This is a genomic window from Terriglobus saanensis SP1PR4 (genome assembly GCF_000179915.2).
Classification (GTDB): domain Bacteria; phylum Acidobacteriota; class Terriglobia; order Terriglobales; family Acidobacteriaceae; genus Terriglobus; species Terriglobus saanensis.
The window spans coordinates 1,084,289-1,110,618 of sequence record NC_014963.1; the positions used below are offsets into that span (position 1 = coordinate 1,084,289).

General features: G+C 58.7%; 22 protein-coding genes. 17 read left to right on the plus strand and 5 right to left on the minus strand.

Annotated features, from left to right (window positions below):
• Positions 1-34: 34 nt before the first annotated feature.
• The 5 genes from ACIPR4_RS04560 to murG all read left to right on the plus strand — a co-directional run bounded on the left by ACIPR4_RS04560 (position 35) and on the right by murG (position 6,221).
• The gene (locus tag ACIPR4_RS04560) at positions 35-1,396 is read left to right on the plus strand and encodes an acetamidase/formamidase family protein (protein WP_013567479.1); all 1,362 of its coding nucleotides are present in this window, start codon (positions 35-37) and stop codon (positions 1,394-1,396) included.
• A 117-nt stretch (positions 1,397-1,513) separates the two neighbouring features.
• On the plus strand, positions 1,514-2,650 hold the full coding sequence (mraY, locus tag ACIPR4_RS04565) for a phospho-N-acetylmuramoyl-pentapeptide-transferase (protein WP_013567480.1): 1,137 nt from the start codon (positions 1,514-1,516) through the stop codon (positions 2,648-2,650).
• 2 nt (positions 2,651-2,652) lie between these two features.
• Complete coding sequence (murD, locus tag ACIPR4_RS04570) at positions 2,653-4,011, plus strand: UDP-N-acetylmuramoyl-L-alanine--D-glutamate ligase (RefSeq protein ID WP_013567481.1); 1,359 nt, start codon at positions 2,653-2,655, stop codon at positions 4,009-4,011.
• An 11-nt stretch (positions 4,012-4,022) separates the two neighbouring features.
• A complete protein-coding gene (gene ftsW, locus ACIPR4_RS04575; protein ID WP_013567482.1) occupies positions 4,023-5,114 on the plus strand; it encodes a putative lipid II flippase FtsW in 1,092 nt (363 codons plus the stop codon).
• Positions 5,115-6,221 (plus strand): undecaprenyldiphospho-muramoylpentapeptide beta-N-acetylglucosaminyltransferase, encoded by a 1,107-nt coding sequence (murG, locus tag ACIPR4_RS04580; protein WP_245536452.1) that lies wholly within the window; start codon positions 5,115-5,117, stop codon positions 6,219-6,221. It abuts the gene before it with no gap.
• Between the two features lie 65 nt (positions 6,222-6,286).
• On the opposite strand, the gene ACIPR4_RS21435 is transcribed toward murG, so the two are convergent.
• Entirely contained in the window at positions 6,287-7,282 is a 996-nt protein-coding gene (locus ACIPR4_RS21435) for a YXWGXW repeat-containing protein (RefSeq protein WP_013567484.1), read from the minus strand.
• Positions 7,283-7,489: 207 nt separating this feature from the next.
• Here ACIPR4_RS21435 and murC point away from each other — a divergent pair, with 207 nt between their 5' ends.
• The 9 genes from murC to ACIPR4_RS04635 all read left to right on the plus strand — a co-directional run bounded on the left by murC (position 7,490) and on the right by ACIPR4_RS04635 (position 19,279).
• Positions 7,490-8,854: a UDP-N-acetylmuramate--L-alanine ligase gene (murC, locus tag ACIPR4_RS04595; protein ID WP_013567485.1), complete on the plus strand. Its 1,365-nt coding sequence runs from the start codon at positions 7,490-7,492 to the stop codon at positions 8,852-8,854.
• A gap of 573 nt (positions 8,855-9,427) precedes the next feature.
• Positions 9,428-10,804, plus strand: coding sequence for a cell division protein FtsQ/DivIB (locus ACIPR4_RS04600; RefSeq protein WP_013567486.1), 1,377 nt, complete (start codon positions 9,428-9,430; stop codon positions 10,802-10,804).
• A 4-nt stretch (positions 10,805-10,808) separates the two neighbouring features.
• Positions 10,809-12,032 carry a cell division protein FtsA gene (gene ftsA / locus ACIPR4_RS04605; protein WP_013567487.1) on the plus strand — a complete coding sequence of 408 codons (1,224 nt, stop codon included), beginning with the start codon at positions 10,809-10,811 and terminating at the stop codon, positions 12,030-12,032.
• 3 nt (positions 12,033-12,035) lie between these two features.
• A complete protein-coding gene (locus ACIPR4_RS04610; protein WP_013567488.1) occupies positions 12,036-12,941 on the plus strand; it encodes a DMT family transporter in 906 nt (301 codons plus the stop codon).
• Between the two features lie 275 nt (positions 12,942-13,216).
• Positions 13,217-14,749 carry a cell division protein FtsZ gene (gene ftsZ, locus ACIPR4_RS04615; protein WP_013567489.1) on the plus strand — a complete coding sequence of 511 codons (1,533 nt, stop codon included), beginning with the start codon at positions 13,217-13,219 and terminating at the stop codon, positions 14,747-14,749.
• A 78-nt stretch (positions 14,750-14,827) separates the two neighbouring features.
• Complete coding sequence (locus ACIPR4_RS04620; RefSeq protein WP_013567490.1) at positions 14,828-16,108, plus strand: penicillin-binding transpeptidase domain-containing protein; 1,281 nt, start codon at positions 14,828-14,830, stop codon at positions 16,106-16,108.
• A gap of 85 nt (positions 16,109-16,193) precedes the next feature.
• Positions 16,194-17,765: a bifunctional ADP-dependent NAD(P)H-hydrate dehydratase/NAD(P)H-hydrate epimerase gene (locus ACIPR4_RS04625; protein ID WP_041585922.1), complete on the plus strand. Its 1,572-nt coding sequence runs from the start codon at positions 16,194-16,196 to the stop codon at positions 17,763-17,765.
• Positions 17,741-18,199: a tRNA (adenosine(37)-N6)-threonylcarbamoyltransferase complex ATPase subunit type 1 TsaE gene (tsaE, locus tag ACIPR4_RS04630; RefSeq protein WP_013567492.1), complete on the plus strand. Its 459-nt coding sequence runs from the start codon at positions 17,741-17,743 to the stop codon at positions 18,197-18,199. Before ACIPR4_RS04625 ends, tsaE begins: the two co-directional genes overlap by 25 nt.
• A gap of 66 nt (positions 18,200-18,265) precedes the next feature.
• Positions 18,266-19,279, plus strand: a complete 1,014-nt coding sequence (locus ACIPR4_RS04635) for a proline iminopeptidase-family hydrolase (RefSeq protein WP_013567493.1) — start codon at positions 18,266-18,268, stop codon at positions 19,277-19,279.
• A gap of 1 nt (position 19,280) precedes the next feature.
• On the opposite strand, the gene ACIPR4_RS04640 is transcribed toward ACIPR4_RS04635, so the two are convergent.
• On the minus strand, positions 19,281-20,237 hold the full coding sequence (locus tag ACIPR4_RS04640; protein ID WP_013567494.1) for a GlxA family transcriptional regulator: 957 nt from the start codon (positions 20,235-20,237) through the stop codon (positions 19,281-19,283).
• Between the two features lie 108 nt (positions 20,238-20,345).
• Here ACIPR4_RS04640 and ACIPR4_RS04645 point away from each other — a divergent pair, with 108 nt between their 5' ends.
• The 3 genes from ACIPR4_RS04645 (at position 20,346) to ACIPR4_RS04655 (ending at position 23,627) form a co-directional block, all read left to right on the plus strand.
• Positions 20,346-20,996 carry an HD domain-containing protein gene (locus ACIPR4_RS04645; protein ID WP_013567495.1) on the plus strand — a complete coding sequence of 217 codons (651 nt, stop codon included), beginning with the start codon at positions 20,346-20,348 and terminating at the stop codon, positions 20,994-20,996.
• Between the two features lie 184 nt (positions 20,997-21,180).
• Positions 21,181-21,696 carry a Dps family protein gene (locus ACIPR4_RS04650; RefSeq protein WP_013567496.1) on the plus strand — a complete coding sequence of 172 codons (516 nt, stop codon included), beginning with the start codon at positions 21,181-21,183 and terminating at the stop codon, positions 21,694-21,696.
• A gap of 125 nt (positions 21,697-21,821) precedes the next feature.
• Positions 21,822-23,627: an ABC-F family ATP-binding cassette domain-containing protein gene (locus ACIPR4_RS04655; RefSeq protein WP_013567497.1), complete on the plus strand. Its 1,806-nt coding sequence runs from the start codon at positions 21,822-21,824 to the stop codon at positions 23,625-23,627.
• Between the two features lie 57 nt (positions 23,628-23,684).
• Here the strand turns inward: ACIPR4_RS04655 and ACIPR4_RS04660 are convergent, their stop codons facing one another.
• The 3 genes from ACIPR4_RS04660 to ACIPR4_RS04670 all read right to left on the minus strand — a co-directional run bounded on the left by ACIPR4_RS04660 (position 23,685) and on the right by ACIPR4_RS04670 (position 26,313).
• Positions 23,685-24,890, minus strand: a complete 1,206-nt coding sequence (locus ACIPR4_RS04660; RefSeq protein ID WP_041585923.1) for an acyltransferase family protein — start codon at positions 24,888-24,890, stop codon at positions 23,685-23,687.
• A gap of 242 nt (positions 24,891-25,132) precedes the next feature.
• Positions 25,133-25,900 carry an enoyl-ACP reductase FabI gene (locus ACIPR4_RS04665; protein ID WP_013567499.1) on the minus strand — a complete coding sequence of 256 codons (768 nt, stop codon included), beginning with the start codon at positions 25,898-25,900 and terminating at the stop codon, positions 25,133-25,135.
• 35 nt (positions 25,901-25,935) lie between these two features.
• Positions 25,936-26,313, minus strand: coding sequence for an EVE domain-containing protein (locus ACIPR4_RS04670; protein ID WP_013567500.1), 378 nt, complete (start codon positions 26,311-26,313; stop codon positions 25,936-25,938).
• Between the last annotated feature and the right edge of the window lie 17 nt (positions 26,314-26,330).

Genomic DNA, 26,330 nt, shown 5'->3' on the forward strand with positions numbered 1-26,330 from the left:
GAACCAATCGCGCTGGCGGCCGTATAACGTTCGTATGAAGAAGATCCGTACGAGCCTGGCGCGCGCCAGGTTTCTTCGCAGTTTATTGCTCGGAGTCGCGGGGATCCTCGCAGGCTGCTCTATGGGTTCCGCACAGGCTGCACTTCCGAAACAATGGCTGACTTCGACTGATTTATATGGAAACCATCTTTATCGGCGACTGACTCTCACTCTGGATGGAACGAACCTCAAAGGAACCTTTGACGGAGATCCGCTTCAGGGAACCCTGGAGAAAGGCCGGATTCATTTTCTGGCGAGAGACCCGCAGAATACGCTTTACGATCTCCAGGGCAGTCTTCGTGAAGAACGAATGACCGGGGTGCTGAGCGTAACGCGATCAACCGATCTAAACCTTCACGTGCAACATGCATTTACGGGGCGTGTCCTGGAGGATCGGCTGGCCGGTCCTCCGCGGTCCATTGAGTTCAAGCCGACAAAGTTTTTCAACCAGTTTTCGGCGGATACGGACCCGGTACTGACCATCTGGCCGGGGGATACAATTCACACCACGACGCTCGACTCTGGCGGCGTGGATGAGCACGGCATAACGCAGGCGCTTTACGGAAACCCGCAGACTGGGCCGTTTTACGTAGGTGGAGCGGAGCCAGGAGACGTTCTGGCGGTTCACGTGAGGCATCTGCGGCTCAATCGCGGCTACGCCGACAGTCTGGATGCGATCGCGGAACGGGCGAAGACTTCGGCGCTCGCCGTGAAGGCTGAGAGTCTGGGAAATAGCGTTCGTTGGAAGCTGGATGTGGAGCGTGGCGTTGCGACTCCGGAGAGCGCTACAGGGCATCTCGCCCACTTCGCCGTTCCTTTGCGCCCGATGTTGGGTTGTGTCGGAGTTGCTCCGGATTTTGGTTTCGCTCCCTTCTCGACAGGGGAACAGGGAAGATACGGGGGCAATATGGACTACAACCAAGTCGTCGAGGGATCGACGGTTTACCTGGCTGTGACGCAGCCGGGCGCTTTGCTCTACCTGGGCGATGGCCATGCCGCGATGGGAGACGGGGAGACCACGGAGTGGGCGCTGGAGACCTCGATGGACGTGGAATTTTCAGTCGACGTAATCCCAAAGAAGCGAATCGCCACACCAAGGGTAGAGACCGCCACGCATCTCGCGGCGCTCGGCTTCGCTGGCTCATTGGACGACGCTACGCGGCGGGCGACTGCAGGAATGGTCCAGTGGCTGGTGCAGGACTACCATCTGACGCCGTCGGAGAGCGCACAGGTTCTCGGCAGCTCGGCTGAGTACGTCATCTCGGAGATAGCGGACAGGGATGCCAGTGTGGTTTTGAGGCTCAGAAAAGAGATCCTGCAAAGCCTTTCCCGCGAAGGGAACAGTCCGGACAAGTGAAGGGTCTCTCTCTGGCGGGAACCTGCGACGGCACCCGGGCGATTTGCTGCGATGTTCACAGGCGATGGGCGAATAGGATTTTGAAGGACGCATGCGCGCTTGCTGCGGAGGATCCTTTTGCTCTATTGGCTGCTGTATCAGAAGCTTTTTCCTTACTTCCGCGTCTTCCGTATCTTTCGCTATCTCACCCTGCGGACAGGGTTTGCGAGCCTGACGGCGCTTCTGATCGGGCTTTTGATCGGGCCGTTTGTTATTGACCGGCTGCGCGAATTCCAGATTGGGCAGTACATCCGCGAAGAAGGACCGGAGAGCCACCAGAAGAAAAGCGGCACGCCGACGATGGGTGGTGTCCTCATCTGCATCTCGATCCTGGTGCCAACGCTGCTTTGGAGCGATCTCAGCAATCCCTTTATCTGGGTGGCGGTGCTTTCAACGCTGGCGTTTGCGGCCATCGGATTTACGGACGACTACATCAAGGTCGTGCATAAGCGGAACCTTGGTCTGACGAGCAAGCAAAAGCTGTTGCTGCAGTTTCTTGCCAGCGGATGTGTGGCGGCGGCGCTGCTCTATCTGCGCTCACGGGGAAGCTACTCTACGCGGCTGGTGGTGCCGTTCCTCAAAAATTACAAACCCGACCTGATCTGGGCGTGGATGGGGCACATCCCGCATCTGTCCTGGCTGGCGTTCATTCCCTTCACGATCTTCGTGATGCTGGTGATTTCTTTCAGTTCAAATGCCGTGAATCTGACGGACGGCCTGGATGGGCTGGCGATCGGATGCACGATTGTGGCGGCGGGCGCGCTGACGATGCTGACGTATGTCAGCGGTCACGTGGTCTTCAGCGACTATCTCGAATTGCAGCGCATGCCGCTGGTGGGAGAGTTGACGGTCTTCTGCGGAGCGATGGTGGGGGCGAGTATCGGGTTCCTTTGGTACAACGCGCATCCGGCAGAGATTTTTATGGGCGATGTCGGCTCGCTCGCTCTGGGGGGTGCTATTTCTACGGTAGCGGTGATCATCAAGCAGGAGCTTCTGCTGCCCTTTATCGGTGGCGTCTTCATCCTGGAAGCGGTGAGTGTGATGCTGCAGGTGGGCAGCTACAAGTTGCGCGGAGGGAAGCGGATCTTCCGCATGGCTCCGCTTCACCATCATTTTGAGCTGGGCGGATGGAGCGAAAGCAAGGTGATCACGCGCTTCTGGATTATGGCTCTGGTCTTTGCACTGTTTGCTCTGACAACATTGAAGTTGAGGTAACGATGGAACTGAAGGGCAAACGCGTTCTCGTCGTGGGTATGGGGAAGAGCGGCCTTGCGGCGGCGCGGTTTTTACGCGCGCGTGGGGCGATCGTGACCGTGAGCGACGCGCGCCCTTCCACATTGCTGTCTGGGCCGATTGCGGAGTTGCTGGCGATGGGCGCTGCGGTGGAGACGGGCGGACACGGTCTGCTGACGTTTCGCAGGCAGGACCTGATCGTGGTAAGCCCCGGTGTGCCGATGGATACGCCGGAGTTGAAACAGGTTCGGGCGCTGGGCGTGGAGATGATTGGCGAAGTGGAACTGGCTTCGCGGTTTCTCAATGGAAGTGTCGTTGCCATTACGGGGTCGAACGGGAAGACGACGACGACTTCGTTGATCGGAGAGATTCTGCGCGGAGCGGGTGTGCCCACACTGGTGGGTGGAAACATCGGTCTGCCGGTCGTGGAGATGGTGGCCGAGAGTACCGATACGACGTGGAGTGTCCTGGAGATCTCCAGTTTCCAGTTGGAGACGGTGGAGACCTTCGCTCCGAAGATCGCCGTGGTGTTGAACATCACGCCCGACCATCTGGACCGGCATGGGACGTTTGAGAAGTACGCGGAGGCGAAGACGCGCATTACGGAGATGCAGACGCCTGCGGATTTCCTTGTGCTGAACGCGGAGGACAAGCCGACGCAGATGGTGGCAGCGAAGACGAAGGCGCAGATCTTCTGGTTTTCGCCGCGCAGGCCGATCAAGCAGGGCGCGTTTGTGCACGGCGACAGCATCCTGTTTCTTCCGCGCGAGGGTGGCAAGGCGGAGCCGGTGATGCCGGTGAGCGAGATTCCTCTGGTGGGAGCGCACAACGTGGAGAACGTGCTGGCGGCGGTGTGCGCCTGCAGGCTCGCGGGTGTTTCGAGTGAGAAGATTCGCGAGGGTGTGCGCGGCTTCAAGGCAGTAGACCACCGGTTGCAGTTTGTCGCGGAGGTCGCAGGGGTGAAGTATTACAACGATTCCAAGGCGACGAACGTGGATGCGACGGCGAAGGCGCTTGCTTCGTTTGAGGGTAATGTCCTCCTGATTCTAGGTGGCAAAGATAAAGGTTCGGACTACACGGAGCTGAACGATCTGCTCCGCGAACGGGTAGTCACTGTTTACACCATAGGTTCGGCTGCGGAAAAGATAGAGACGCAGCTGGCGGGTGTGATGACACTGAAACATGCGGAGACCCTGGAGCGCGCCGTAGCGTTGGCGACAGAGGATGCCAAGGCGGGCGATACGGTTCTGCTGGCGCCAGCGTGTGCGAGCTTCGATCAGTTTGAGAGCTATGAGCATCGCGGACGCGAGTTTGTCCGGTTCGTGACAGAGATCAAGAGGTAAGCGAAAGCAGTATGGCAAAGCGCGTTGGCGTGGACAAGTGGTTGTTCGGAACGGTGCTGTTGCTGGTCCTCTTTGGACTGGTGATGGTCTTTTCCGCGTCCGCGGTGATGGCGAAGTCGATGTTCGGTTCCCCGTACTTTTTTGTGACGCGGCAGGCAATCTGGGCAAGTCTGGGTCTGGTCGCCATGGTGCTGTTGATGAAGGTGGATTATCGCCTCTACAACAACCCCAAGGTCGTCTTTCCCGCAGTGGGTATCACGGCGCTTTGTTTGACCGTCGTCTTTGCGATGCGGGATTCGCACAATACCCATCGCTGGATCAAGTTTGGCGGCGCGTCGTTCCAGCCGAGCGAACTGGCGAAGCCTGTGCTGGTGCTGTTTCTGGCGTATTTTCTGCAGACGCGGATTCACCAGATGGAGGATTGGAAGGGAACGATCCTGCGGGCCGCAGCACCTCCACTCTTCTTTATCGCTCTGATTTTGAAGGAGCCGGATCTGGGAACGGCGATGGTCTGTGCGGGCGTGCTCGTGCTGATGCTGTATCTCGCAGGTGCACAGACGAGGTACTTCCTGATTGGATTTGCCGGTGCTGCGCCGGTGCTCTATTACCTGTTGTTTCACGTGGCGTGGAGACGCGCGCGCATGCTGGCGTTCGTGAATCCTGAGGCCGATCCGCGCGGCAGTGGATTCCATATTCTGCAATCGCTGATCGCTGTGGGAACGGGCGGTGTTTACGGACATGGACTGATGGAGGGCATCCAGAAGCTCTTCTACCTGCCGGAGCCGCACACGGATTTTATCTTTGCGAATGTCTGCGAGGAGCTTGGGCTGATTGGAGCCTTGTTTGTGGTGGCGCTCTTCTGCATGTTGGGATATCGCGGCCTGCGCACGGCGTTTCTCACCACCGATCCGTTTGCACGGTTCATGGCATTTGGGCTGACGACGGCGATTCTGATTCAGGCGTTTTTCAATATCAGCGTCGTTCTCGCGCTGCTGCCGACGAAGGGGATTCCGCTGCCGTTCATCTCCAACGGTGGAACGAGCGTGTTTATTACGCTGGCCGGGATGGGTGTGCTTCTGAATATTTCGCGTGAGATCGATTAGGTGAAGCGAGTCAGCGAGTCAGCGGGTCAGCGAGTCAGCAAGCTCAGGGTTTTGATGGCTGGTGGCGGGACGGGGGGGCATGTGATCCCGGCGCTAGCAATTGCGCGGGAGTTGCGGGATGCGCATGGCGCTGAGGTCCATTTTCTTGGGACAGAACGTGGGCTGGAGACGAGGCTGGTTCCTGAGGCCGGGTTTGCGATCTCGTATGTGCAGGTTGGCATGCTGAAGAATGTAGGGCTGCTTACGCGGGCGAAGACTTTGCTGAACCTGCCGCGTGGTGTGTTCTCTGCGATGCGGTTGTTGCGGGAGTTTCGACCGGATGTCGTCGTTGGGGTGGGCGGGTATGCGAGCGGGCCGGGGATGCTGGCTGCGATCTTTCGCCGTATTCCGACGCTGGTCTTCGAACCCAATGCCGAACCGGGGATGGTGAATCGATATATCGGGAAGTATGTAAGCGCGGCGGCGATCTCTTTCGAGACGACGAAGCGGTTTTTTCGGAACGCGAAGGTGACGGGAAGGCCGGTGCGTGCGGAGTTTTTCGCCATCGGGCCGAAGGTCGATGCTCCGCCACGACTGCTGATTCTGGGTGGATCGCAGGGCGCGCGGGGACTGAATGAAATCATGCCAAAGATCGCGACAGACCTGCTGGAAAAGGTTCCGGGACTTACGATTGGCCATCAGGCGGGCGAGCGTCACGCCGAATCGACGCGGGAGGCCTATCTGCGCGAGGGGGTAGATCCCCGGCGCTACGAGGTCTATGCGTTTCTGGAGGATACGCCTGCCGCGATGGCGAAAGCGGATCTGATCCTCTGCCGAAGCGGCGGAACTGTGGAGGAGTTGTGTGCTGCGGGAAGGCCTTCAATCCTGGTGCCGTTTCCGCAGTCTGCGGACGATCACCAGAGCCGCAATGCCGAGGCAATGCAGGCGGGTGGAGCGGCGATCTGGTTGCCGGAACGCGAGATGACTCCGGAGTTGCTCACGACGATGCTGCATGACCTTCTGCTGGACGTTGCTCGACTGGAGCAGATGAGTGCCGCAGCGCGGGCGATGGCGCACCCTCATGCGTTGGAAGAGATCGGTGCCATGGTGGTGGGATTGGCTCGATAGAGACTTGCGCAAAAGAAGAGGGCCGGGATCTCTCCCGGCCCTCTTTGTTCTTTGGTGCGGATGGTTTAGCGATGTCCGCCGCCACCACCACCGTGGGCTCCACCGCCGCCTGCTCCACCACCGTGGAAGCCACCGCCACCACCGCCGCTGAAGCCACCGCCGCTGGGACGAGCACCACCGAAGCCGCCAGAGGATGCACCGCCGCCAGAGAAGTTACGTGCTCCGCCGCCGGAAGGTGCGCTGCCTGAGAAGCTGCGGCCCGTATTGCCGCCCTGTGGTCCGCCAGAGAAGCTGCGTCCGGTGTTACCCGGCTGCCCGCCGAATCCACCGCGGTTCACATTTCCGCCCTGGGCAAAGCCATGGCCGACGTTACCCTGTTGTCCGCCAAAGTTGCTGCGGTTGCCGTTGTTCTGGCCGCCGAAGCCACCACGGTTTTCATTGTTCTGCCCGTTGAAGCCGCCACCGCGGTTTCCATTGATGGTTGCGCCGCGGTTGCCGTTGAAGCCGCCGCCACGATTGTCTGCGAAGCTCCGACCGCCGGGGTGGAAGCCATTGTGTCCGCCGAAGCCGCCGTTGTAGAAGTGGCCGCCGAAGCCGGGACGGAAGCGGTTGACGGACGAGTTGTACCAGAAGTGTCCGCCCCTCCAGTAGCCGCCATAGAAGCCGACGCCGAAGTAGCCGAAGCCGTAGTCAATGCCACCGTAGTAGCCGATGCTGGTTCCCCAGTATCCCGGGCACCATCCATAGCCGCCACCGTAGGGCCCCCAGTATCCAGGAGTCCAAAGAGCGTTGACGTACGGAGGCTGAACCCATGCGCCGTCTACCCAGTAGTAATCGCCAGCAGCGGGGTCCCAGGCCCAGTAGCCAGGCGTCCAGATATAGCCGTCTCCGGGAGAGTAGGGCTGCTCATAGTCCGGGATAGGAGGCGGAGCAATGTTGGCCGAGATGGCTACCTGTGCTTCGGCCTTTAGGGTCGTAATTCCGCTCAGGGGCAAGGCCACGAGAACTGCCGCGAAGAAAACTTTGCCGGCGATTTGTTTAATGCGATTGTTGTAGCCCATCTCTTACTCCCTGCCTTCGCTTTCTTCGCGGGCCGCTGATCGAACTGCGGTTGCGAGAGGCTATCGGCATGTTACCGGCTGGTGAATCTCGCCTTGGTCCGGCTCATGTTTTATAGAACACGGAAATATCAAAAGGGTTGCGCGAGGTAATGGCGCGGATTGGCGTCTGCACGTTTGGCATCGACCTCTGGCTGATAGAGTTTTGGGATGTTCGCATCGGGTCAGCAGAGGGTTCATTTTATCGGTATTGGTGGCATTGGCATGAGCGGGATCGCGGAGATCCTGCTGACGATGGGGTATCCCGTCTCGGGGTCGGACCTACGGTCGAACGCGGTGACCGAGCGGTTGCAGGGGATGGGCGCGAAGATCTTTCTGGGGCACGATGCGGCCAATGCACGCGACGCGGACGTGATCGTGACGAGTTCCGCTGTTGCGAAGAGCAATCCTGAGGTGGTGGAGGCGCGCTCTCGCAAAACGCCGATCATCCATCGGGCCGAGATGCTGGCGGAGTTGATGCGGCTGAAGTACGGCATCGCCATTGCCGGTATGCACGGGAAGACGACCACGACGAGCATGGTGGCGAGCGTTCTGGCGGGTGGCGGATTGGACCCGACGGTGGTGGTCGGCGGGCGGGTGAATGCGCTGGGTTCGAATGCGCGTCTGGGGAACTCACGCTACCTGGTGGCGGAGGCCGATGAGAGCGACCGCAGCTTCCTGAAGCTTTCGCCGATTCTGGCGGTGGTGACGAATCTGGACCGCGAGCACATGGACGCGTATCGCGATATGGCGGATGTCGAGACAGCGTTTGTGGAGTTCATGGATCGCGTGCCGTTTTATGGGGCGACAACCGCCTGTATCGACGACCCAATGCTGCGGGCGATTTTGCCGCGCGTTCGGCGGCGTGTGATGACCTATGGCGAGAGTCCGGATGCCGATTTCCAGTTGCGCATGTTGCCGAAAGATTCCGACTGCCATGCGGTCTTTGAAGTGAACACGAAGGGGCTGCTGCTTGGGCCGTTTCGGTTGCATGTGCCGGGTAAGCACAATGTTTTGAATGCGACAGCAGCGGTGGCGATTGGTGTGGAGCTGGGGATCGCGCCTTCTCAGATCGCCGAAGGGCTGGAGGCTTTTCGAGGTGTGGATCGGCGTTTTCAGGTGAAGGGCGTGGTTCGTGGGGTAACGGTGGTGGACGATTATGGGCACCATCCTACCGAGGTGCGGGCCACCCTGCAGGCGGCGCGGGAGTGCGGCTATGGCCGGGTTCTGGTGCTGTTTCAACCGCATAGATACTCGCGGACCGCAGAGCTGATGGAGGAGTTTGCCACGGCTTTTGGGGATGCGGACCTGGTGGAGGTGGTGGATATTTATGCAGCGAATGAGGAGCCGATTGTGGGTGTGACGGCGGAGGCGCTGGTGGCGCAGATGCAGGGGACTCGGGCGGAGTACGCCGGATCGTTTGAGGAGGCTGTGGGGAGGTTGGTCTCGGAGGCACGGGATGGGGATGTGATTTTGACGATGGGTGCGGGGAATGTCTCGCAGGCCAGTGGGATGTTGATGTTGGCTTTGGTTTAGTCTCTTTTGTCATCCCGTAGCGGAGCGAAGAGATCTGTTGTTATCGCGCGGCGCGCGATCGTATGCGCCTTCGGCGCATAACAAAAGCAGATTTCTCCGCTCCCGCTACGCGGTCGGTCGAAATGATGGTGGTGTGATATGTGCGGGGCGGCGGGTGAAGCCTCCGTCATCTCGACCGGAGCGACAGCTTTATCGTCGCGTAGCGGAGAGATCTGCTTTTCCTGTTTTTAGCTAAGCCACCGCGGGAGCCAGTCCACAAAAACCTGTCAAGCCCTTCCGAAGAGATTTTCCTCGCAAACGGTAGAAAGCATGAGTAATAGAGTCCCTCCAAATTGCCGTTTTACCTACCTTGAATCGCTACAATTAAAACAGCCGAAAAGACCGTACTTCCTGAAGCCTCTGGTTTGTGCGCTCCGCGCGACCCCACCCTTTCGCAAAGAGCGCGAAAGAATGGGGCACAGGTTTTGAGGAGTCGTTCCTTGGCGGGTACCCCTTGAATGCGTTGATGCGGTTGTAGGTGGGGTTGGATATATTCAAGGTTGGCGATTCCCGCGATCTCTTGCTCAGAGGCCCATGCGGACAAAAGATGTCATAGGAAAGCGTGCTTCGGCCGTGCTGGATACGCCGGAGGACAAGTTCGTCCCGGAAAACGAGACGCGCTGGTCCCGGGGTGACGTGCGCAGGCCCGAACCTCCGCGTCCGCGTCGGGAGATGGTGGAAGACTTCTCCGACGATGCAGACACGGCCGCATTTCTGCGTTCGACGGGTCGGGGACGGCGCATCCGCCGAGGACTGATTCCACAGACCAAGTGGGGAAGGATCGCTGCTGGCTCCGCGCTGGCGCTTTTCCTGGGCGGTATGGGAGCTGCCGTGTGGACGACTTCGCGCTTCTTGATGCATGACGAGCATTTTCTGATCCCGTCTTCGCAGGCGATTGAGATCGACGGGAATAGTCACGTTTCGCGGGCTCAGATGCTGAGTGTCTTTGGTGAAGATGTGGACCGCAATATTTTTCACGTTCCGCTGGCGGAGCGGCGGACGGAACTGGAAACCATGCCGTGGGTGGAGCACGCCAGCGTGATGCGGCTGCTTCCGAATCGCATTCGCGTCCACGTGGTGGAGCGGACGCCGGTAGCCTTTGTGCGCCAGGGCGGCACGATTGGTATGGTGGACGTCCACGGTGTTCTGTTGAACCTTCCCGCAGACTCTCCGGGAAATCCGAATTATTCGTTTCCTGTGGTGACGGGCATCAGTTCGCAGGAGCCGTTGAGCACGCGCGCTCCGCGGATGAAGCTGTATACGCGTTTCATCCAGGAGCTGGATGGTGGCGACGCGAAGCTTAGCGGACAGTTGAGTGAAGTGGACTTGTCCGATCCTGAGGATGTGAAGGCGCTGATTCCGGACCACAACACCGAGGTGCTGGTCCACTTTGGCGAAGAGAATTTTCTGGACCGCTTTCACCGCATGCAGGAGCATATGCCGGAGTGGAGACAGCAGTATCCGCGGCTGGCGAGTGTGGATATGCGGTATGAGCGGCAGGTCGTTCTGCAGATGCCTCAGAATGCGAGTGGCGGCGGAACTTCGTCCGCAAATGCTCCCGCGCCCGTTTCTTCGACTGCACCGACTGCTGTCAAGGCTGCTCCTTTGGCCGTCGTACAGTCCAACAAAGTGCAGGCCAATAAACCAGCGCCCTCCGCTCCTGTAATCGACGCGGAGAAGAAGACTCCTGCGGTCGCCAAAACAGTTGCGCCAAAGAAGCCTGCTGCACCAGCCAAGGTGTCGGATGCGAAGGCGGCGGCTTCGGCGAAGCGGGTTGCGGCGATCAAGTTGTGGATGGCGCAGCGCGAGAAGGTTCGCCAGGCGCAGAAGAGTGCAGTGCCGCATACATCGACTGGGGCTCCTGTTCGCATCGCACCTATGACCCCTGGTCAGACCGGGCGGGTGGAGTAGCGACTTGGAGAAGAGCGACAATCTGATCACAGTGCTGGATGCCGGGAGCGCGAAGAGCTGCGTCCTGGTGGCAGAGCTGCAGGATGGCGTTCTTCGGTATCGCGGACACGGGATTGAAAAGTCGCGCGGCATGCGCAAGGGACTGATCGCGGAGCTTGGACCTGCGGCTGAAGCGATCAATAAGGCCGCGCTGACGGCGGAGCGCATCGCCAAAGTTGGGATTGAGACGGCCGTCGTCGGCGTAGGCGGAACGCATGTGCGCGGTGTGAACTCGCGCGGCGGCATCAGCATGGGAAGCCGGATGCGGGAGATTACACGCGAAGAGGTTCGTGCAGCCGTAGACCGTGCGCGCAGTGTCGCTCTGCCTGCCGACCGTGAGATTCTGCACCTTTTGCCGCAGGAGTTCATCCTGGACGATCAGCCGGGCATTCACGATCCGATTGGGATGGTGGGGACGAAGCTTGAGGTGAACCTGCATCTTTCGACATGCAGCGGCGGCGTAGCCCAGAGTGTGGTGACGTGCGCGAATCGTGCCGGTCTGGAAGTGATCGACACGGTGTACGAGGGAATTGCTTCGGCAGAGAGCGTATTGAGCGCGGATGAGCGTGAGCTTGGTGTCTGTCTCGCCGACATCGGCGCGAGCACGACGGAGCTGGTGGTCTTCTTTGAGGGCTCGGTCGCGCATACGGCGGTGCTGCCGATTGGTGGAGATCACTTCACGAACGATCTCGCGGTAGGACTTCATGTCCCGGTGGACGAGGCCGAAGAGTTGAAGCTGATGTACGGCAACTGCGTAGTGACGAGCGTGCCGTCGTTGAACGAGATTGAGATTGGCGGAAACCTGGCGACGGGTGGCGGCACTCCCCGGCTGGTACGGCAGAGATTTTTGGCGGAGATCCTGGAGCCGCGTGCGCGTGAGTTGTTCCAGATGTTGCGGGACAATCTGCGGCAGGGCGGTGTTCTGGAAGCCCTTGGAACTGGCTGTGTGTTGACCGGTGGGGGAGCGAATCTTGCAGGCCTGCTGGATGTCGCGGAGAGTCTGCTGCGCACGCCTGCGCGGATCGGAACTCCGGTGCCGTTGTCGCGGATGCCTCCTGAACTGGCGAAGCCCGAGTTCGCCACGGCGATTGGGATGCTGCTGTACACGCACCGCACGCAGGTGCGGAAGGCCAGCGAAGAGCTTGGTCTGAAAGCGAAGTTGAAGGCGATCTTTGCGGGCAGCTTCTAAGCGGTGAGTGGAGCGGGGAAAAGCCGGGAGCTGCGCGCCTATGGTGCGCTTGCAGGCGGGGTCTTTTGCATTGCGTGGTCGGCGATCTTTGTCCGATGGACTTCGATGCCGGGGCCAGCTTCTGCCTTTTATCGGTTACTGTTTGCGTTGATTGCGCTTAGTTTTTTCCTTCTTCGATTCAGGCGGGAGCTTGTCTCCATGCGGCGCTCCGCAGTTCTTCTGGGGTTGCTCGGGGGCGCGTTCTTTGGGGCGGACGTCGCTTTGTTCAACAGCGCGGTTTTGAAGACGTCTGCTGCGATCGCTACTCTATTCGCGAACAATGCGCCTTTGTTTGTCGGGCTGCTTACGTGGGCGATCTGGCGTCGGCGGCCTTCCATTGCGTTCTGGATGGGGCTGGGGATTGCGATGGCTGGTTCCATCTTTATCTTTCGCGCGGACGGAGCGCGGTTTGCGGGAAGTGCTTCAGGGGACTGGATGGCTGTGGGCGCGTCGTTTTGTTTCGGGGCTTATCTCGTGATCACGGGAAGATTGCGGGAGCGCGTGAGAACGGAGCTGCTGCTGGGTATTTCCTTTCTTGGAAGCACGCTGGCGCTTTTGTTTTATAACCTGGGCACGCATACGTCTCTTCGTATTCCGGATACGAAGGCCCTGGCTGCGCTTTTAGGGCTGGCGGTTGTTTGCCAGTTGCTGGGGTACTTTTTTCTGACGTATGCGCTGGGGCATCTGTCTTCTACGGTTACGTCCGTGACGCTGTTGTTGATTGCGCCGCTTACGGCGGTGATTGCTCTCGTTCTGTTTGGAGAGAGCGTTGGTGGTGCACAGATCATTGGAGGGATCCTTGTTTTGGCCGGGGTTGGGCTGACGAACCTTGTTTCGGCGGGACGAGGGCGGATTGCGTCGGCGGTTTGACGGGGATCGCTTTTTGAGCGAAGGATGGGCCTTGCGTATAACCCACACATCGCAAAGAGAGCGATGTGTGGGGCACCCGTGTTTTGAGTTTCCTGAGGATCTGGTTGTCGTGACGGAAGTTGTAGGGCGAGATGTACCAAGTCAGGCACGTTCGCCTGTTTTCAACGGGCGTCCGCAGGGTGTGACGTGCCAGAATGAAGATGCGGAATGACGATCGGTGAATGAGATTGAGCCACGCCGAATCGCGCCAAAGTTTTCTAGGAGAACCCCCGACCATGCTGCCTGACGACGACCTTCGGATCCAGTACCAAGACGAGATGCCGCGTGGAGCGCGCATTAAAGTGATTGGTGTGGGCGGCGGAGGCAATAACGCCGTCAACCGCATGATCGAAGCTGGTGTTGAGGGGGTTGAGTTTATCGCCGCAAATACCGATGTGCAGGCGCTGAAGACCTCGCGCGCACCGGTGAAGCTGCAACTAGGCGTAAAGCTGACGAGTGGTCTGGGCGCGGGTGCGAATCCTGACGTGGGCCGACGCGCGGCGCTGGAAGACTCCGACAAGATCATCGAGGCGCTCGAAGGCGCAGACATGGTCTTTGTCACGACTGGTTTGGGCGGCGGCACCGGAACCGGTGCTGCTCCTGTGATTGCTTCGCTGGCGAGTGAGATGGGCGCGTTGACCGTTGCGGTCGTGACGCGTCCATTCAGCTTTGAGGGCAAGCGCCGCATGATGCAGGCGGAACGTGGTTTGCAGGAGCTTCTGGAAGCGGTAGATACGGTCATCGTGATCCCGAACGAAAAGCTGCTGGCCGTTGCGAAGGATGCTGGTTTCTTCGAGAGTTTCCGTATTGCGGACGATGTTCTCAGGCAGGGTGTGCAGGGCATTTCGGACATTATTACGATTCCGGGAATCATCAACCGCGATTTTGCCGACGTGAAAACCACGATGGCGGGCATGGGTTATGCGGTGATGGCGACGGGCGTTCGCAGTGGCGAGGACCGCGCGCGGAATGCGGCGATTGCGGCGATGGCTTCTCCTTTGCTGGAGGCCGGTGCGATCGATGGAGCGCGCGGAATTCTGATCAACATTACGGGGTCGAGTTCGCTGAAGCTGAGCGAGGTCAATGAGGCTTCGACGTTGATTCAAGATGCGGCGCACGAGGACGCGAACATTATTTTTGGTGCGGTACTGGATGAGTCGATGGGCGATGAGGTGAAGATCACTGTCATCGCTACGGGATTCAAGGAAGAACAGCATGATCGCCGCGAGCGGATGCTGCAGGAGAGCGGACTGCCTGCAGCGCGCATCGAACCGACGATTACGCGCCGGGCTGTGAACCCTGTGGCTGTTCCGATTGTGACGCCTGCTCCGACTGCGGTGCGCTTTGCCAGTGAAGAGCGTGAGGCTGCGAAGCAGGTTTTTGCTGCGCCGGAAGAGCGCGCGCCATTCGCTGTGGATGAGGTCGAGGAGCGCGAAGAGTCGGTTTCGCCCGAGATGTCGCCGATGCAGCGTGCCAACGCGGCTCTGGATGAAGCGGAGCAGGAACTGGTTCCGGTGCCTGCTTCCATCTTCGATGACGATTTCTTTCAGCGCTCTGCACGGGCCACTGTAGACCGCGACGCTCCCAATCGTTCGCAGAATCCGCCGCGTGTCTTCACTGCGGACGAGAATCCGGCGACCGAGGTGCGTGGCGGCGTGGCGGAACCTGGCGTACGCGTTCCGGGATTTGCCAGCGTCTCTTCAGAAGGGCCTGCGCACGATCATGACGAATTGGATATCCCCGCGTTTCTGCGTCGCGGATCGAATTAACACTTTAGACGTATGCACGGAATCTGGAAGTGATGTCTGAACGTGATCTATTGGAAGTATGTGGCCCCGGGAGTCTGGATGAAGAAGTTGAGTGTTTTGCCTGTACTACTTGCCCTGGTTCTGTTGGCGACTGGAACGTTGAGCGCGACGGCGCGTAGCGCGCGTGCTCATGCCAAGGTAGGAAGGGTGCACGAGTCTCCTCGCGCGGCTGCGAAGATGTCTCGCCTGCAGCATGGAAGACGTTCCGCCACGGCCCCGGTTGTGGCTGGAGCGCGACGCAGGGGCAGACGCGGAGCTTCTGCCAAAAACATTATTGTGGCTTCACACGGACGCCGACAAGTGCGTTGGGCTGAGCATTTTTCGGCACCGTCGTTTGCGGAGAACGTCGACAACCTGACGCTGGGCGATGTGAGCGCGGGAGAAGATCCGATTGTGCGCGCTTCGCTGATCCAGGCGTTGGGCAATATGAATGGAACGGCGTTGGCAATCGATCCCAAGACGGGTCGTCTGTTGGCAATGGTGAACCAGAAGCTTGCACTGGGCCCGGGTGCAGAGCCCTGCTCCACGATCAAGCTGAGCGTGGCGCTGGCGGCGCTCTCTGAGGGTTTGATCAAGCAGGACACGCCGGTGAATATCGGTGGGCACTACAGCCTGGATCTGACGCATGCGCTGGCGAAGTCGGTGAATCCGTTCTTCGAAGTGCTGGGACGTCAGCTTGGGTTTGAGCGCGTGAAGCATTATGCGAACGAGCTTGGTCTCGGCGAACTGGCTGGCTACAACGTGCGCGGCGAGCAGTTGGGAACGTATCCGAGCGAAGAGCTTCCCAAGTCGCAGGGTGGCGTGGGCCGTATGTGTTCGTTTGGCGAAGGCATCTCGATGACGCCGATGCAGCTGGGCGCGATTGTGTCTGCGATTGCCAATGGCGGCACGCTGTATTATCTGCAACATCCGACTACGCCGGAGGAGATTGCGAACTTCTCTCCCAAGGTGAAGCGTCAGCTGAACATTGGACCGATCATTCCGGAGATCCTTCCCGGTATGGCAGGCGCGGTGAACTTCTCCAACGGTACGGGACGCAGTGTGCGGGCTAACTTTTCCGAGTTTCCTGTGATGGGCAAGACGGGAACGTGCTCGAACAACGGCACGCGGTACGGCTGGTTTGGATCGTTTGCGGACACGCCGAACGGGCGCATCGTGGCGGTGTTCTTCCTTACGGGCGGACGTCCCACGTTTGGGCCGAAGGCTGCCGAACTGAGCGGTATGTTCTATCGCGCACTGGCGGACAGAAGCTATTTCCTGCGGGCTTCGAATACTACGGTGCCTGCAACGACTCCGGCGATTGGGCCGGGACAACAGTAAGACTTTCTACTGGCGGATCAAGGGCGCGGTGCCACTATGGACCGCGCCCTTGCCATGTGCGCTGCAAGGCTCTTGAATGGTGTGTATGAAGATTTTGACGGCAGCGGAGATGGGTGAGGCGGATCGCGCGAGCGTGACTGCGGGTATCTCGATGGCGACCCTGATGCAACATGCGGGCGAGTCGGTGGCGCGGTTTGTGCGATCGCAGTATCCGCAGGCGCAGAGGGTTACGGTGCTGTGCGGTACGGGCAACAACGGCGGCGATGGCTTTATTGCGGCCAAGGTGCTGGCCGATGCGGGCGTAGATGTTGCGGTGCTGCTGGTGGGCGATGAGGCGAAGCTGAAGGGCGAGGCCGCGGATGCTTACTCGCTGCTGGACGGCCGAGGCGTTGCGGTGTTTGCGTTCGAAGCGGAGGGGTTGGGTGCTCTACTCTCCGGTGCGGATCTATTGCTGGATGCGGTGACGGGGACGGGCTTCAAGGCTCCTCTGCGAGGCGATGCGGTTGTGTTGCGCGAGCTCATTTCGGGGTTGAAGGTGCCGGTGGTGGCGGTGGACCTGCCGACGGGATGGGATGCGGATTCGGTAGTGGAGACGTTTCCCGGAGCGTTTCGCGCGGATGCCGTAGTGACGTTTACCGCGCCGAAGCTGGCGCATGTTCTGGGGCATCTGACGCCGGGCGTGTTCGGGCCGGTGGTGGTGGTGGGAATTGGATCGCCGGAGTCTGCTGTGGTGTCGCAGCAGAGGCTGGTGTGGGCTGGAGCTTCGAAGCGAATGACGGAGAAGGTGCGGCCGATCAATTCGAACAAGGGCAAGTTTGGACGCGTGCTGCTTATCGGTGGAGCGCTGGGGAAGGCGGGTGCGCCTTCGATGAGTTCGCTGGCTTGCCTGCGTACAGGTGCGGGGCTGGTGACAGTGGCGGTGCCTGCCGTGATTCTTCCGACGGTAGCGGCGATCACACCGGAGTTGATGTGTGCTCCGCTGGTCCACGATGCGGAGGGGGTCTTGTCGCTTGCAGCGTTGGAGATCGCGTTGAAGCTGGCGGAGAAGATGGACGTGCTTGCCGTGGGGCCGGGGATTTCGACGGAGGGTGAGGCGAGCGAGTTTGTGCGGCGGTTTGTTGCGGAGACCAAGCAGGCTCTGGTGCTCGATGCGGACGGGTTGAATGCGTTCGCTGGGAAGACGGATCTGCTGCGCGCACGTGGGGGAGCTTTGGTACTGACACCGCATCCAGGCGAGATGGCAACGCTCCTCGGTGTGACGGTGAAAGAGGTCGAGGCGGACCGTGTGAACCTTGCCCGTAAGTTTGCGACGGAGCATGGGCTAACGCTGGTGCTGAAGGGATGGCGCACGCTGGTCGCGCATCCGGATGGGACTGTTGCGGTCAATACGAGCGGCAATCCTTCGATGGCGAAGGGTGGAAGCGGCGACATCCTTACGGGCATTGTTGCGGCGATGGTGGCGCAGCATCGCGAGAACGTTGCGGAGGCGGTGAATGCCGCGGTGTATCTGCATGGTCTTGCCGGAGATTTTGCGGCGCACGCGATGGATGAGCACTGCGTGCTGGCGACGGATACGGTGGCACATCTGAGTGCTGCGTTTCGGTATCGTTCGCAGGACACGGATGGATTTGAATGGATTGCGGGGTTGCGGAAGTGATTGAGAAACGATTGAAGACGCGCAGCGTGAATGGCACGCTGGCGTTGGGCCAGACGATCTATGAGTTGATGTTGCCTGCGCCGCGACTGGTGATTCTGCGCGGCGAGTTGGGCGCAGGCAAGACGACCCTGGTGAAGGGCATTGCCGAGGCGATGGGCGCGGCCCTGGCAGAGGATGTTACGAGCCCGACGTTCACGCTGGTGCATGAGTATAAGGGTAAGACGAAGCGGCTTTATCATCTCGATCTTTATCGGCTGGAGACGGAGCGGGAGTTGCTCACGCTCGGCCTGGAGGAGATGGAATCGGAGCCCGATGCGCTGGTGCTAGTGGAGTGGGGAGAGAAGTTTCCTTCGCTCGTGGCACGGGCGGGAGGCGAAATCGCGATCTCGCCTCTTGAGGGCGACGAGCGTTCCTTTTTGGTACGGATGCTCTGATTCACCCTTTTGAGGGATGTAGAAGTCTTGCTCTCCGGATATTCTACGAGCCGAGGAGTACGACTCATGAACCGCCGAGATGTCTTGAAGTACTCTGCTTATGCGGCCGCATTCTCTGCTTCTCCATCGCTCGTTTCCGCACAGAAGACCTCCAATTCGGAGTTGCTCACGCGCGGGGATGCTTTGAATCCAAGCGGAATCCGCATGGCGGGTATCCAGATGATTCCCGTCGTAGGAGGCAAGTATAAGGTCTGGACGAAGCGGATTGGTTCCGGACCGATCAAAGTGTTATTGCTGCACGGAGGGCCTGGAGCAACGCACGAGTATCTCGAAGCCATGGAGTCCTTCCTGCCGCAGGCGGGCATCGAGATGTACTACTACGACCAGCTTGGTGTGGGTAACTCCGATGTTCCCGATGACCCGGCGCTTTGGACTTTGCCGCGTTACCTGAGCGAAGTGGAAGAGGTTCGTCGCGGGCTGGGCCTGGACCACTTTGTTCTCTACGGCCACTCGTGGGGTGGCATCCTCGCGATGGAGTATGCGCTGACTTATCCGCAGCATCTGCGCGGTTTGGTGATCTCGAATATGACGGCGGGCATCCAGTCTTATTTGAAGCGAATTGCCGTGCTTAAAGCGCAGATGCTTTCGCCTGAGATGCGGTCGCGATTGGACGCACTGGAAGCTGCGAAAGACTATGACAATCCCGAGTACTCAAGGATTGTGGAGGAGAACCTCTACCCGCAGGTGCTTTGTCGCACGAAGCCTTGGCCCGAACCATTTGACCGTTCGTTTCGCCACTTAAACCAGAAGATCTACAACCAGATGCAGGGCAAGAGCGAATTCGAAGTGACGGGCAACCTGAAGGATTGGGAGCGCTGGGACCGGCTCCATGAGATCAAAGTGAAGACACTTACGATGGGCGCGACTTACGACGAGATGGATCCTGCCGACATGAAAAAGATGGCGACCATGATGCCGAACGCCAGTTATGCCTTCTGTCCCAATGGAAGCCACATGGCCTTATGGGACGATCAGGCCGTCTACTTCAAGCAGCTTCTCGCTTTCCTGGGCAGCGTGTAATTCAATCGCTCAAATTTCGCGACCGATTGAAGCGGGTAGCGTAAGCGCTGGGTGAGATGCCGATCACGCGCATGAAGGTTCGTCGCATGGCATCTGCTGTGGCAAATCCGCAGGTGTCTGCGATCTCCTTGAGACCGAGAGAAGAGCTGTCGATCTGCTGCTGCGCGGCTTCTACGCGCATGCGGTCTACGAACTGGCCGGGATTCATGCGGGTCTCGCGAAGACAGACGCGGGTGAAGTGACGTGCGCTCATGCCGATGCGTTCGGCCAATCTCTCTATGGTGAGATCGTCGCGCAGGTGTTCGAGCATCCAAACTTGTAGTTCGCGTAGCGGTTGTGAGGTGATCGCCTGCCGCGAGAGCATGTGACTGTACTGCGATTGCCCACCGGGGCGAACGAGAAACATCACAAGATGGCGCGCGATCTCCAGCGCGACGGCGTGTCCGCAATCTTCTTCGACGAGAGCGAGGGAGAGATCCATACCGGCGGTGATTCCTGCCGAGGTGTAGATCGAACCGTCTTTCAAAAAAATCGGATCCGGTTTTACCTGGACGGCGGGGAATTCTTTGGCGAGACGATCGCAAAAGTTCCAATGCGTGACGGCCTGTCTTCCGTCGAGGAGACCTGTAGCAGCCAGGGTAAACGCACCTGTACAGATGGTGGCGATGCGGCGTGAGCGCGAGGCTGCGTCTCTGATCCATGCGAGAAGCTTTTCATCGTAGACTCCGCTCTCTGCACCGAGTCCGCCTGCGATCACGAGCGTGTCGATGGGACCTGTTATCTCTTCCAGAGGTTTGGCGCCGGTTAAGGAGATTCCGCGATGCGTTTCCAGAACGGATGCGCCGTCGGGGGAGCCGAGTTCCACGGTGTAACCCGGAGCACTTGAAAACACTTCGAGGGGCCCGGTGACATCGAGGACCTGAACGGGTGCGGCACCTGTGATTACGATTCGACGCATGTCTGAGTGTACGAAAGGTGATGTCCGAAAATGCAGTTTCTGTGTCGTGGCGTACGGGGAACAAGACTCCTAACGTAGGTCTTGTAAGCAAAAACGAGGAGAGACAACATGCCGACGATGAACGCTTTATTGCAGATTCCCGATTCCAAACTCGCCAAGGAAGCCACAGAGATCCTTCGCACATACGCCACCAGCCTGATCTACAACCATTCGCTGCGCGTCTATCTATTTGCTGCAGAGCAGGGACGCGAGAAGAAATTGCATTTTGATCCTGAACTGCTTTACATCAGCGCTGCCTTTCACGATCTGGGACTGGTCAAGGAGTTCTCCAGCGCCGACGAGCGTTTTGAAGTGGATGGCGCCAATGCTGCGCGGCGGTTCCTGGCCTCACACGGTATTCCGGAGGAGCAGGTGCAGACGGCCTGGGAGGCGATTGCCTTGCACACCACGCCGGGTGTGACGCAGTACATGCGTCCCGAAGTCGCGCTGCTGTATACCGGTGTCGGTCTGGACGTGCTGGGTGAAGGCTTCGAGGGCTTTCCCACCGAGCTGCGCGAGGAGATCGTCGCGCAGTATCCGCGAGAGGACTTCAAAGCGGGGATCGTGCAGGCGTTCTTTGGTGGATTCGCCCATAAGCCCGGAACGACCTTTGGTACCGTAAAGGCCGATGTCTGCGAGCGTTTTATTCCTGGGTACCGGAGTCCGAACTTCTGCGATCTGATTGCTGCGTCGCTGTTTCCGGACTCCCGTTCCTCGTAGGAGGAAGGATATTCGAATCGGAACGTGGGCCGCATTTATCCTATGTACCGAGGTCCGGTAAAGGGAGTTTCTCTTTCCCGCCTCTGGGCCCTCGAATATCCACGCGTGGGACGCGCAGATGCTGTTCCTCGCAGAACACGGCGATTGCGTATGAAGCGCTTGCCTAACTCGGAAAGGAACAAACATGTCGAACACAGCTGAACTTATCGCTCGCCAAAAGGCTCCGTTGGCTACACCTTCGGATATCGACGCCAAATCGGTGAAAGATATCACCGGAGCTCTCAACGCTTTGCTGGCCGATGTCTTCACCCTTTACCTCAAGACGAAGAACTTTCATTGGCATATGAGCGGTCCTCACTTCCGCGACTATCATCTTCTGCTCGACGATCACGGCGACCAGCTTTTTGCTATGACCGATGACATCGCAGAACGTGTTCGCAAGATCGGGGGAACAACGATTCGTTCGATCGGGCAGATCGCACGTTTGCAGCGTATTGCCGACAACGATGCGGAGTACGTTACGCCGAAGGACATGCTGAGCGAGCTGCATGAGGATGAGAAAGCGCTTGTTTTGAGCATGCGCGCTGCCCATGTGCTCTGTGACGACGCGGAGGATGTCGCGACGGCGAGTCTTTTGGAGAACTGGATCGACCAATCGCAGCGCCGCGGCTGGTTCCTCTTTGAATCGACACGCAACTAAACACACGCCTGCACGAGGATAAGTCCTTGTGTAGGCGTACCTTCGCGTATTCAGGATGAAGCGCCGAAGGTTGCGCCGTGCGCCGCATAAAAGGGCTTGGAGCGGGTAGACGGTACACTGAATGAATGCCGCCGATCATTAACGCTCAGTCGCTGAGCAAGCGTTTTGGAGCGAAGCCGCTCTTTGAAGATATTTCGTTCACCATCAATGATGGCGACCGCATTGGCTTGATTGGGCCAAACGGCGCTGGAAAATCCACGTTGCTGGCGATTCTTGCCGGACGCGAAGACACCGATACGGGTGAAGTCGCGATGCGGAAACGCGCGCGCGTGGGCTATGTCGTCCAGAACTCCGAGTTTGCACCGGGGCAGTCGATCCGCCACGTACTGGAGCGGGCGCTGCACGCCGCAGGTGTGCCGGAGGGCGAGCGGGAGCAGAGGCTTCGCGAGACGCTGGGACGAACAGGGTTTGTGGACGAGAACGCGGAGGCTGCGAAGCTCTCCGGCGGATGGCGCAAGCGCCTGGCGATCGCCGAAGGTGCCGTAACCGGCCCCGACGTTTTGCTGCTGGATGAACCGACGAACCATCTCGATCTGGGCGGCATTCACTGGCTGGAAGAGCTTTTGTCGCAGGCTCCGTTTGCGTGCGTAATTATTTCGCATGATCGCTACTTTCTTGAAGAAGTCGCCAACGAGACGATGGAGTTGAACCGCGTCTATGCGGGCGGCGCTCTGCGTGTGAAGGGCAAGTATTCCAAGTTCCTGGAAGAGCGCGAGCTTTACCTGGAGGCGCAGACAAAGCAGCAGGATGCGCTGAAGAACCGTGTGAAGACCGAAGTGGAGTGGCTTCGCCGCGGACCCAAGGCTCGTACGACGAAGAGCAAGGCGCGTATCGATTCAGCCCACGAGATGATGGGTCAGTTGGCCGAGGTAAATCAGCGGACGAAGACCACGTCTGCGGGCATTGATTTCACGGCGACGGATCGCCAGACCAAGCGACTGGTAGAGATGGAAGATGTAGGCTGCGTTCTGGGTGAACGGACGATTCTGAACAAGCTGGACTTTGTTATGACAGCGGGAATGCGTCTGGGCCTGGTGGGGCCGAATGGTTCCGGCAAGACCACGCTGCTGAAGCTGTTGACGGGCGAACTGGAACCGACGCGCGGAACGATCAAGCGCGCACAGATGCTGCGGACAGTTTACTTCTCGCAGAACCGCGAGATCGATACGAGCCTGACGCTGCGCCGCGCGCTGGCGCCCGAGGGCGACTCCGTGGTGCATAACGGCAACGTGATTCACGTGGCGAGTTGGGCTTCGCGTTTTCTCTTCACGGGTGAGCAGTTGAACCAGCCGGTAGAGCGGTTGAGCGGTGGCGAGCGGGCGCGCGTGTTGATCGCGCGGCTGATGCTGCAGCCCGCCGATCTTCTACTGATGGATGAGCCGACAAACGATCTGGATATCCCGACGCTTGAGATTCTGGAGGCGAGCCTTCTGGAGTATCCCGGAGCGCTGGTGCTGGTGACGCATGACCGCTACATGCTGGACCGCGTGAGTACGACGGTGCTTGGTCTCGATGGCAAGGGCGCGACAGAGCGGTTTGCCGATTTTGCCCAGTGGGAAGAGTGGATGGTGGCGCGTGACGGCGATCTGAGCGAAGAGCTTCTGAGCGTTGGACCTCGCACTGCCGAAGTGAAGAGCAAGGCGACGAAGAAGAAGCTCTCGTATCTCGACCAGCGCGATTGGGATTCGATCGAGAAGCGCGTGGAAGAGGCCGAGGCCCGGTTGAACGCGGCACATGACAAGCTGGAGGATTCGGCGGTGACATCGGATGCGGTGAAGTTGCAGGCGGCGCTGGATGAGCAGGCGAGCGCACAAGAGGCCATGGATGGTTTGTATGCGCGTTGGGCTGAACTGGCTGAGAAGGCTGGATAATAGGCCCTCCCCGATGGCCGGAAAGCAACCTCGGCAAACGTAGGGCGTGCTGCCACATCAGGTGGGGCCTTGCTTCAAGATAAGTGCGTTTTGTGGACTGACGGAGCTAGATCTAAGTTGGAACCTATCCGCGAGTCTATGGCCAATCCTGATCATTGGACGCTCGACCACATAATAGCTAACGAGTGCCGCAATTAAGGTGAAGAGGTAGCGCAACGGAAATGACGACATAATGACTAGAGGGTGCCAGGTGATTCCCATTTCCGGTCGCGCTGGTAAGAAGAACAATACATGCCACAGGTAAAGACTGTAAGACAAGCGCCCCACGTACCGAATTGCTCTATTTTCCAGAAACCTAGTAGAGAGGCTCCTGGGATGGGTCACGGTAGACACAATCCAAAGAGTGAAGCAATAGAAGATGTATTTCTCAGATCGATCCAGTGTGTCCGTCGTAAAGAGGCCGCTCGGCTGGTTTACGGTTCTCAGGCTCACGAGTAGAACCGTAATCAGAACTGTTATCCAAGGAGACAGATAGGCTTTTACGGTTTCAAGGTTTTTCTTGTTTTGAAGCAGCGCGGCTGCTAGCGCCGCGAATAATAAATAAGGAAGAACGACATTCGTCATTCGGAATCGGGAAGCCAAGTCGATATGGCATACGTTGACAAGAAGCCTGTTCAGGATGACAGAACTGAACCAGAGACTGGCGAGGACGAGAATACGCCTTCTCTTGAAGAAAAAAAGTGTTGCCGAGATCAGGATGTAAAAATGTTCCTCTACGGCCAAGGTCCAGAAGTGACCAGTGAGCAGAGTTCTAATGTTCTCCCGCGCTGACACGTGCGAGTTATACAAAAAGTTCTGATATCCAAACAGTGCACCGATCCAAAATTTTGGTGACTCCATAACTACGCCGCCCACCATGAGCAAACCCACCACTCCCAGATAGGCGCAGGCGGCAGGCTGAATACGAAAAAATCTTCGTATGTAAAAAGAGGCGATCTTGAACGTCGCGAATTTTTCCTCTTCGCCCAATATGCGTGAGCAGATTAGAAAGCCGCTAATGGCAAAGAAAAGCTCCAATCCCCACGCAGTGCGAATTTTGAAGGCTTGCAGGGAAAAATTTCCAGTCCATGCATCGTGATGGATCATAACAGCGGCGATGGCGATCGCGCGCCAGCCATCCAGACTTGGTAAATAGCCTGATTTCGTTTGCCGTACTGGAAGTGTTGTTGAATTTATTGAAGTTTGCACAATACCTTTTGCCATTTGAGATTCACTGAGATCACGGACACACAATGAAAATTGAGGACAGTTGGAACCGACCCTCCAGGGCTGGTATATGGGATTTCTTTCAGAGTGTGCGTGTTTTGGTTGCCTAAGAGCTAAAGTCGAGGAGAGACGTGGGCGATCTTAATGTGTGTGGGCTCGTGAAGGGGATGGAAGAGACAAAGCAGATCCTTCCGCTTCGCTGTGGGATGACAAAGAGAAGCGGAAGGACAAAAGAGATCTTAGAGACCTGTGACGTTGTATCCACAGTCGACGAAGGTGACTTCGCCGGTGATGCCGCTGGCGAGGTCGGATGCGAGGAAGATGGCCGCGTTGCCGACTTCGACGGTCTCTACGTTGCGGTGAAGCGGGGCGCGTTCTTCCACGGCGTTCAGGATCTTGTTGAAGTCGCCGATGCCGCGTGCGGCGAGCGTTTTGATGGGGCCTGCGGAGATGGCGTTGACGCGGATCTTCTTGCTGCCGAGCGAGGCGGCAAGGTAGCGCACCGTGGCTTCCAGTGCGGCCTTGGCGACGCCCATGGCGTTGTAGTTGGGGAAGACCTTGGTGGAGCCGTAGTAGGTCAGTGTGAGGATCGAGCCGCCGTCGGTCATGAGTGGAGCTGCGCCTCGGGCGACGGCAATGAGCGAGTAGGCGCTGACGTCGAGGGCGACGCGGAAGTCTTCCCGTTTCGTTTCGAGGAAGTCGTTCTTGATGGCATCTGCAGGCGCGAAGGCGACGGAGTGGACGATGATGTCCAGCTTGCCGTAGGTGGCCTTGAGCTGTTCGAAGACATTGTCGATTTCAGCATCGACGGAGACGTCGCACTGGAAGGCCTTGGCGTCGTTCAACTCCGGAAGGAGGGCTTCGGCTTCGCGGGCGAGGCGTTCGCTCTGGTAGCAAATGGCGACGCGTGCGCCGGCCTCATTGAGCTTCTGGGCGATGGCCCAGGCGATGGAGCGCTTGTTGGCGAGGCCGAAGACGACGGCGACTTTTCCCTTGAGATCGATCATTCTTTTTGTGATTTCCTTCCGGCTGATTCCGTTTGTCAGGATACCAGCCAGTCGTACTGCTCGTCCGTGAGGGGCACGACGGAGAGGCGGAACTGGCGGAAGAGGATGGAGTCGGTGAAGACGCCGGCGGCCTTGATGTCAGCGAGAGACTTCGGGGTTTTGAGAGCCTTGACGGGCTTGATGATGACCTTAGGATCCTTGGGATCGCTGGCGTCTACGCTGACCACCTTCGCCGTACCGACGGCTTCCTTGCCGATGTTCGAGTGGTAGATGACGAGCTTTTCGCCTTTTTTCATCCCACGCAGGTACAGGAGGGCCTGGTTGTTGGCGATGCCGTCCCACGTGGTCTCGCCGTCGCGGATGAGGTCGTCGAAGGAGTATTTGTTTGGCTCTGATTTCAGGAGATAGGGCATGGAGTGAGTTTATCGTT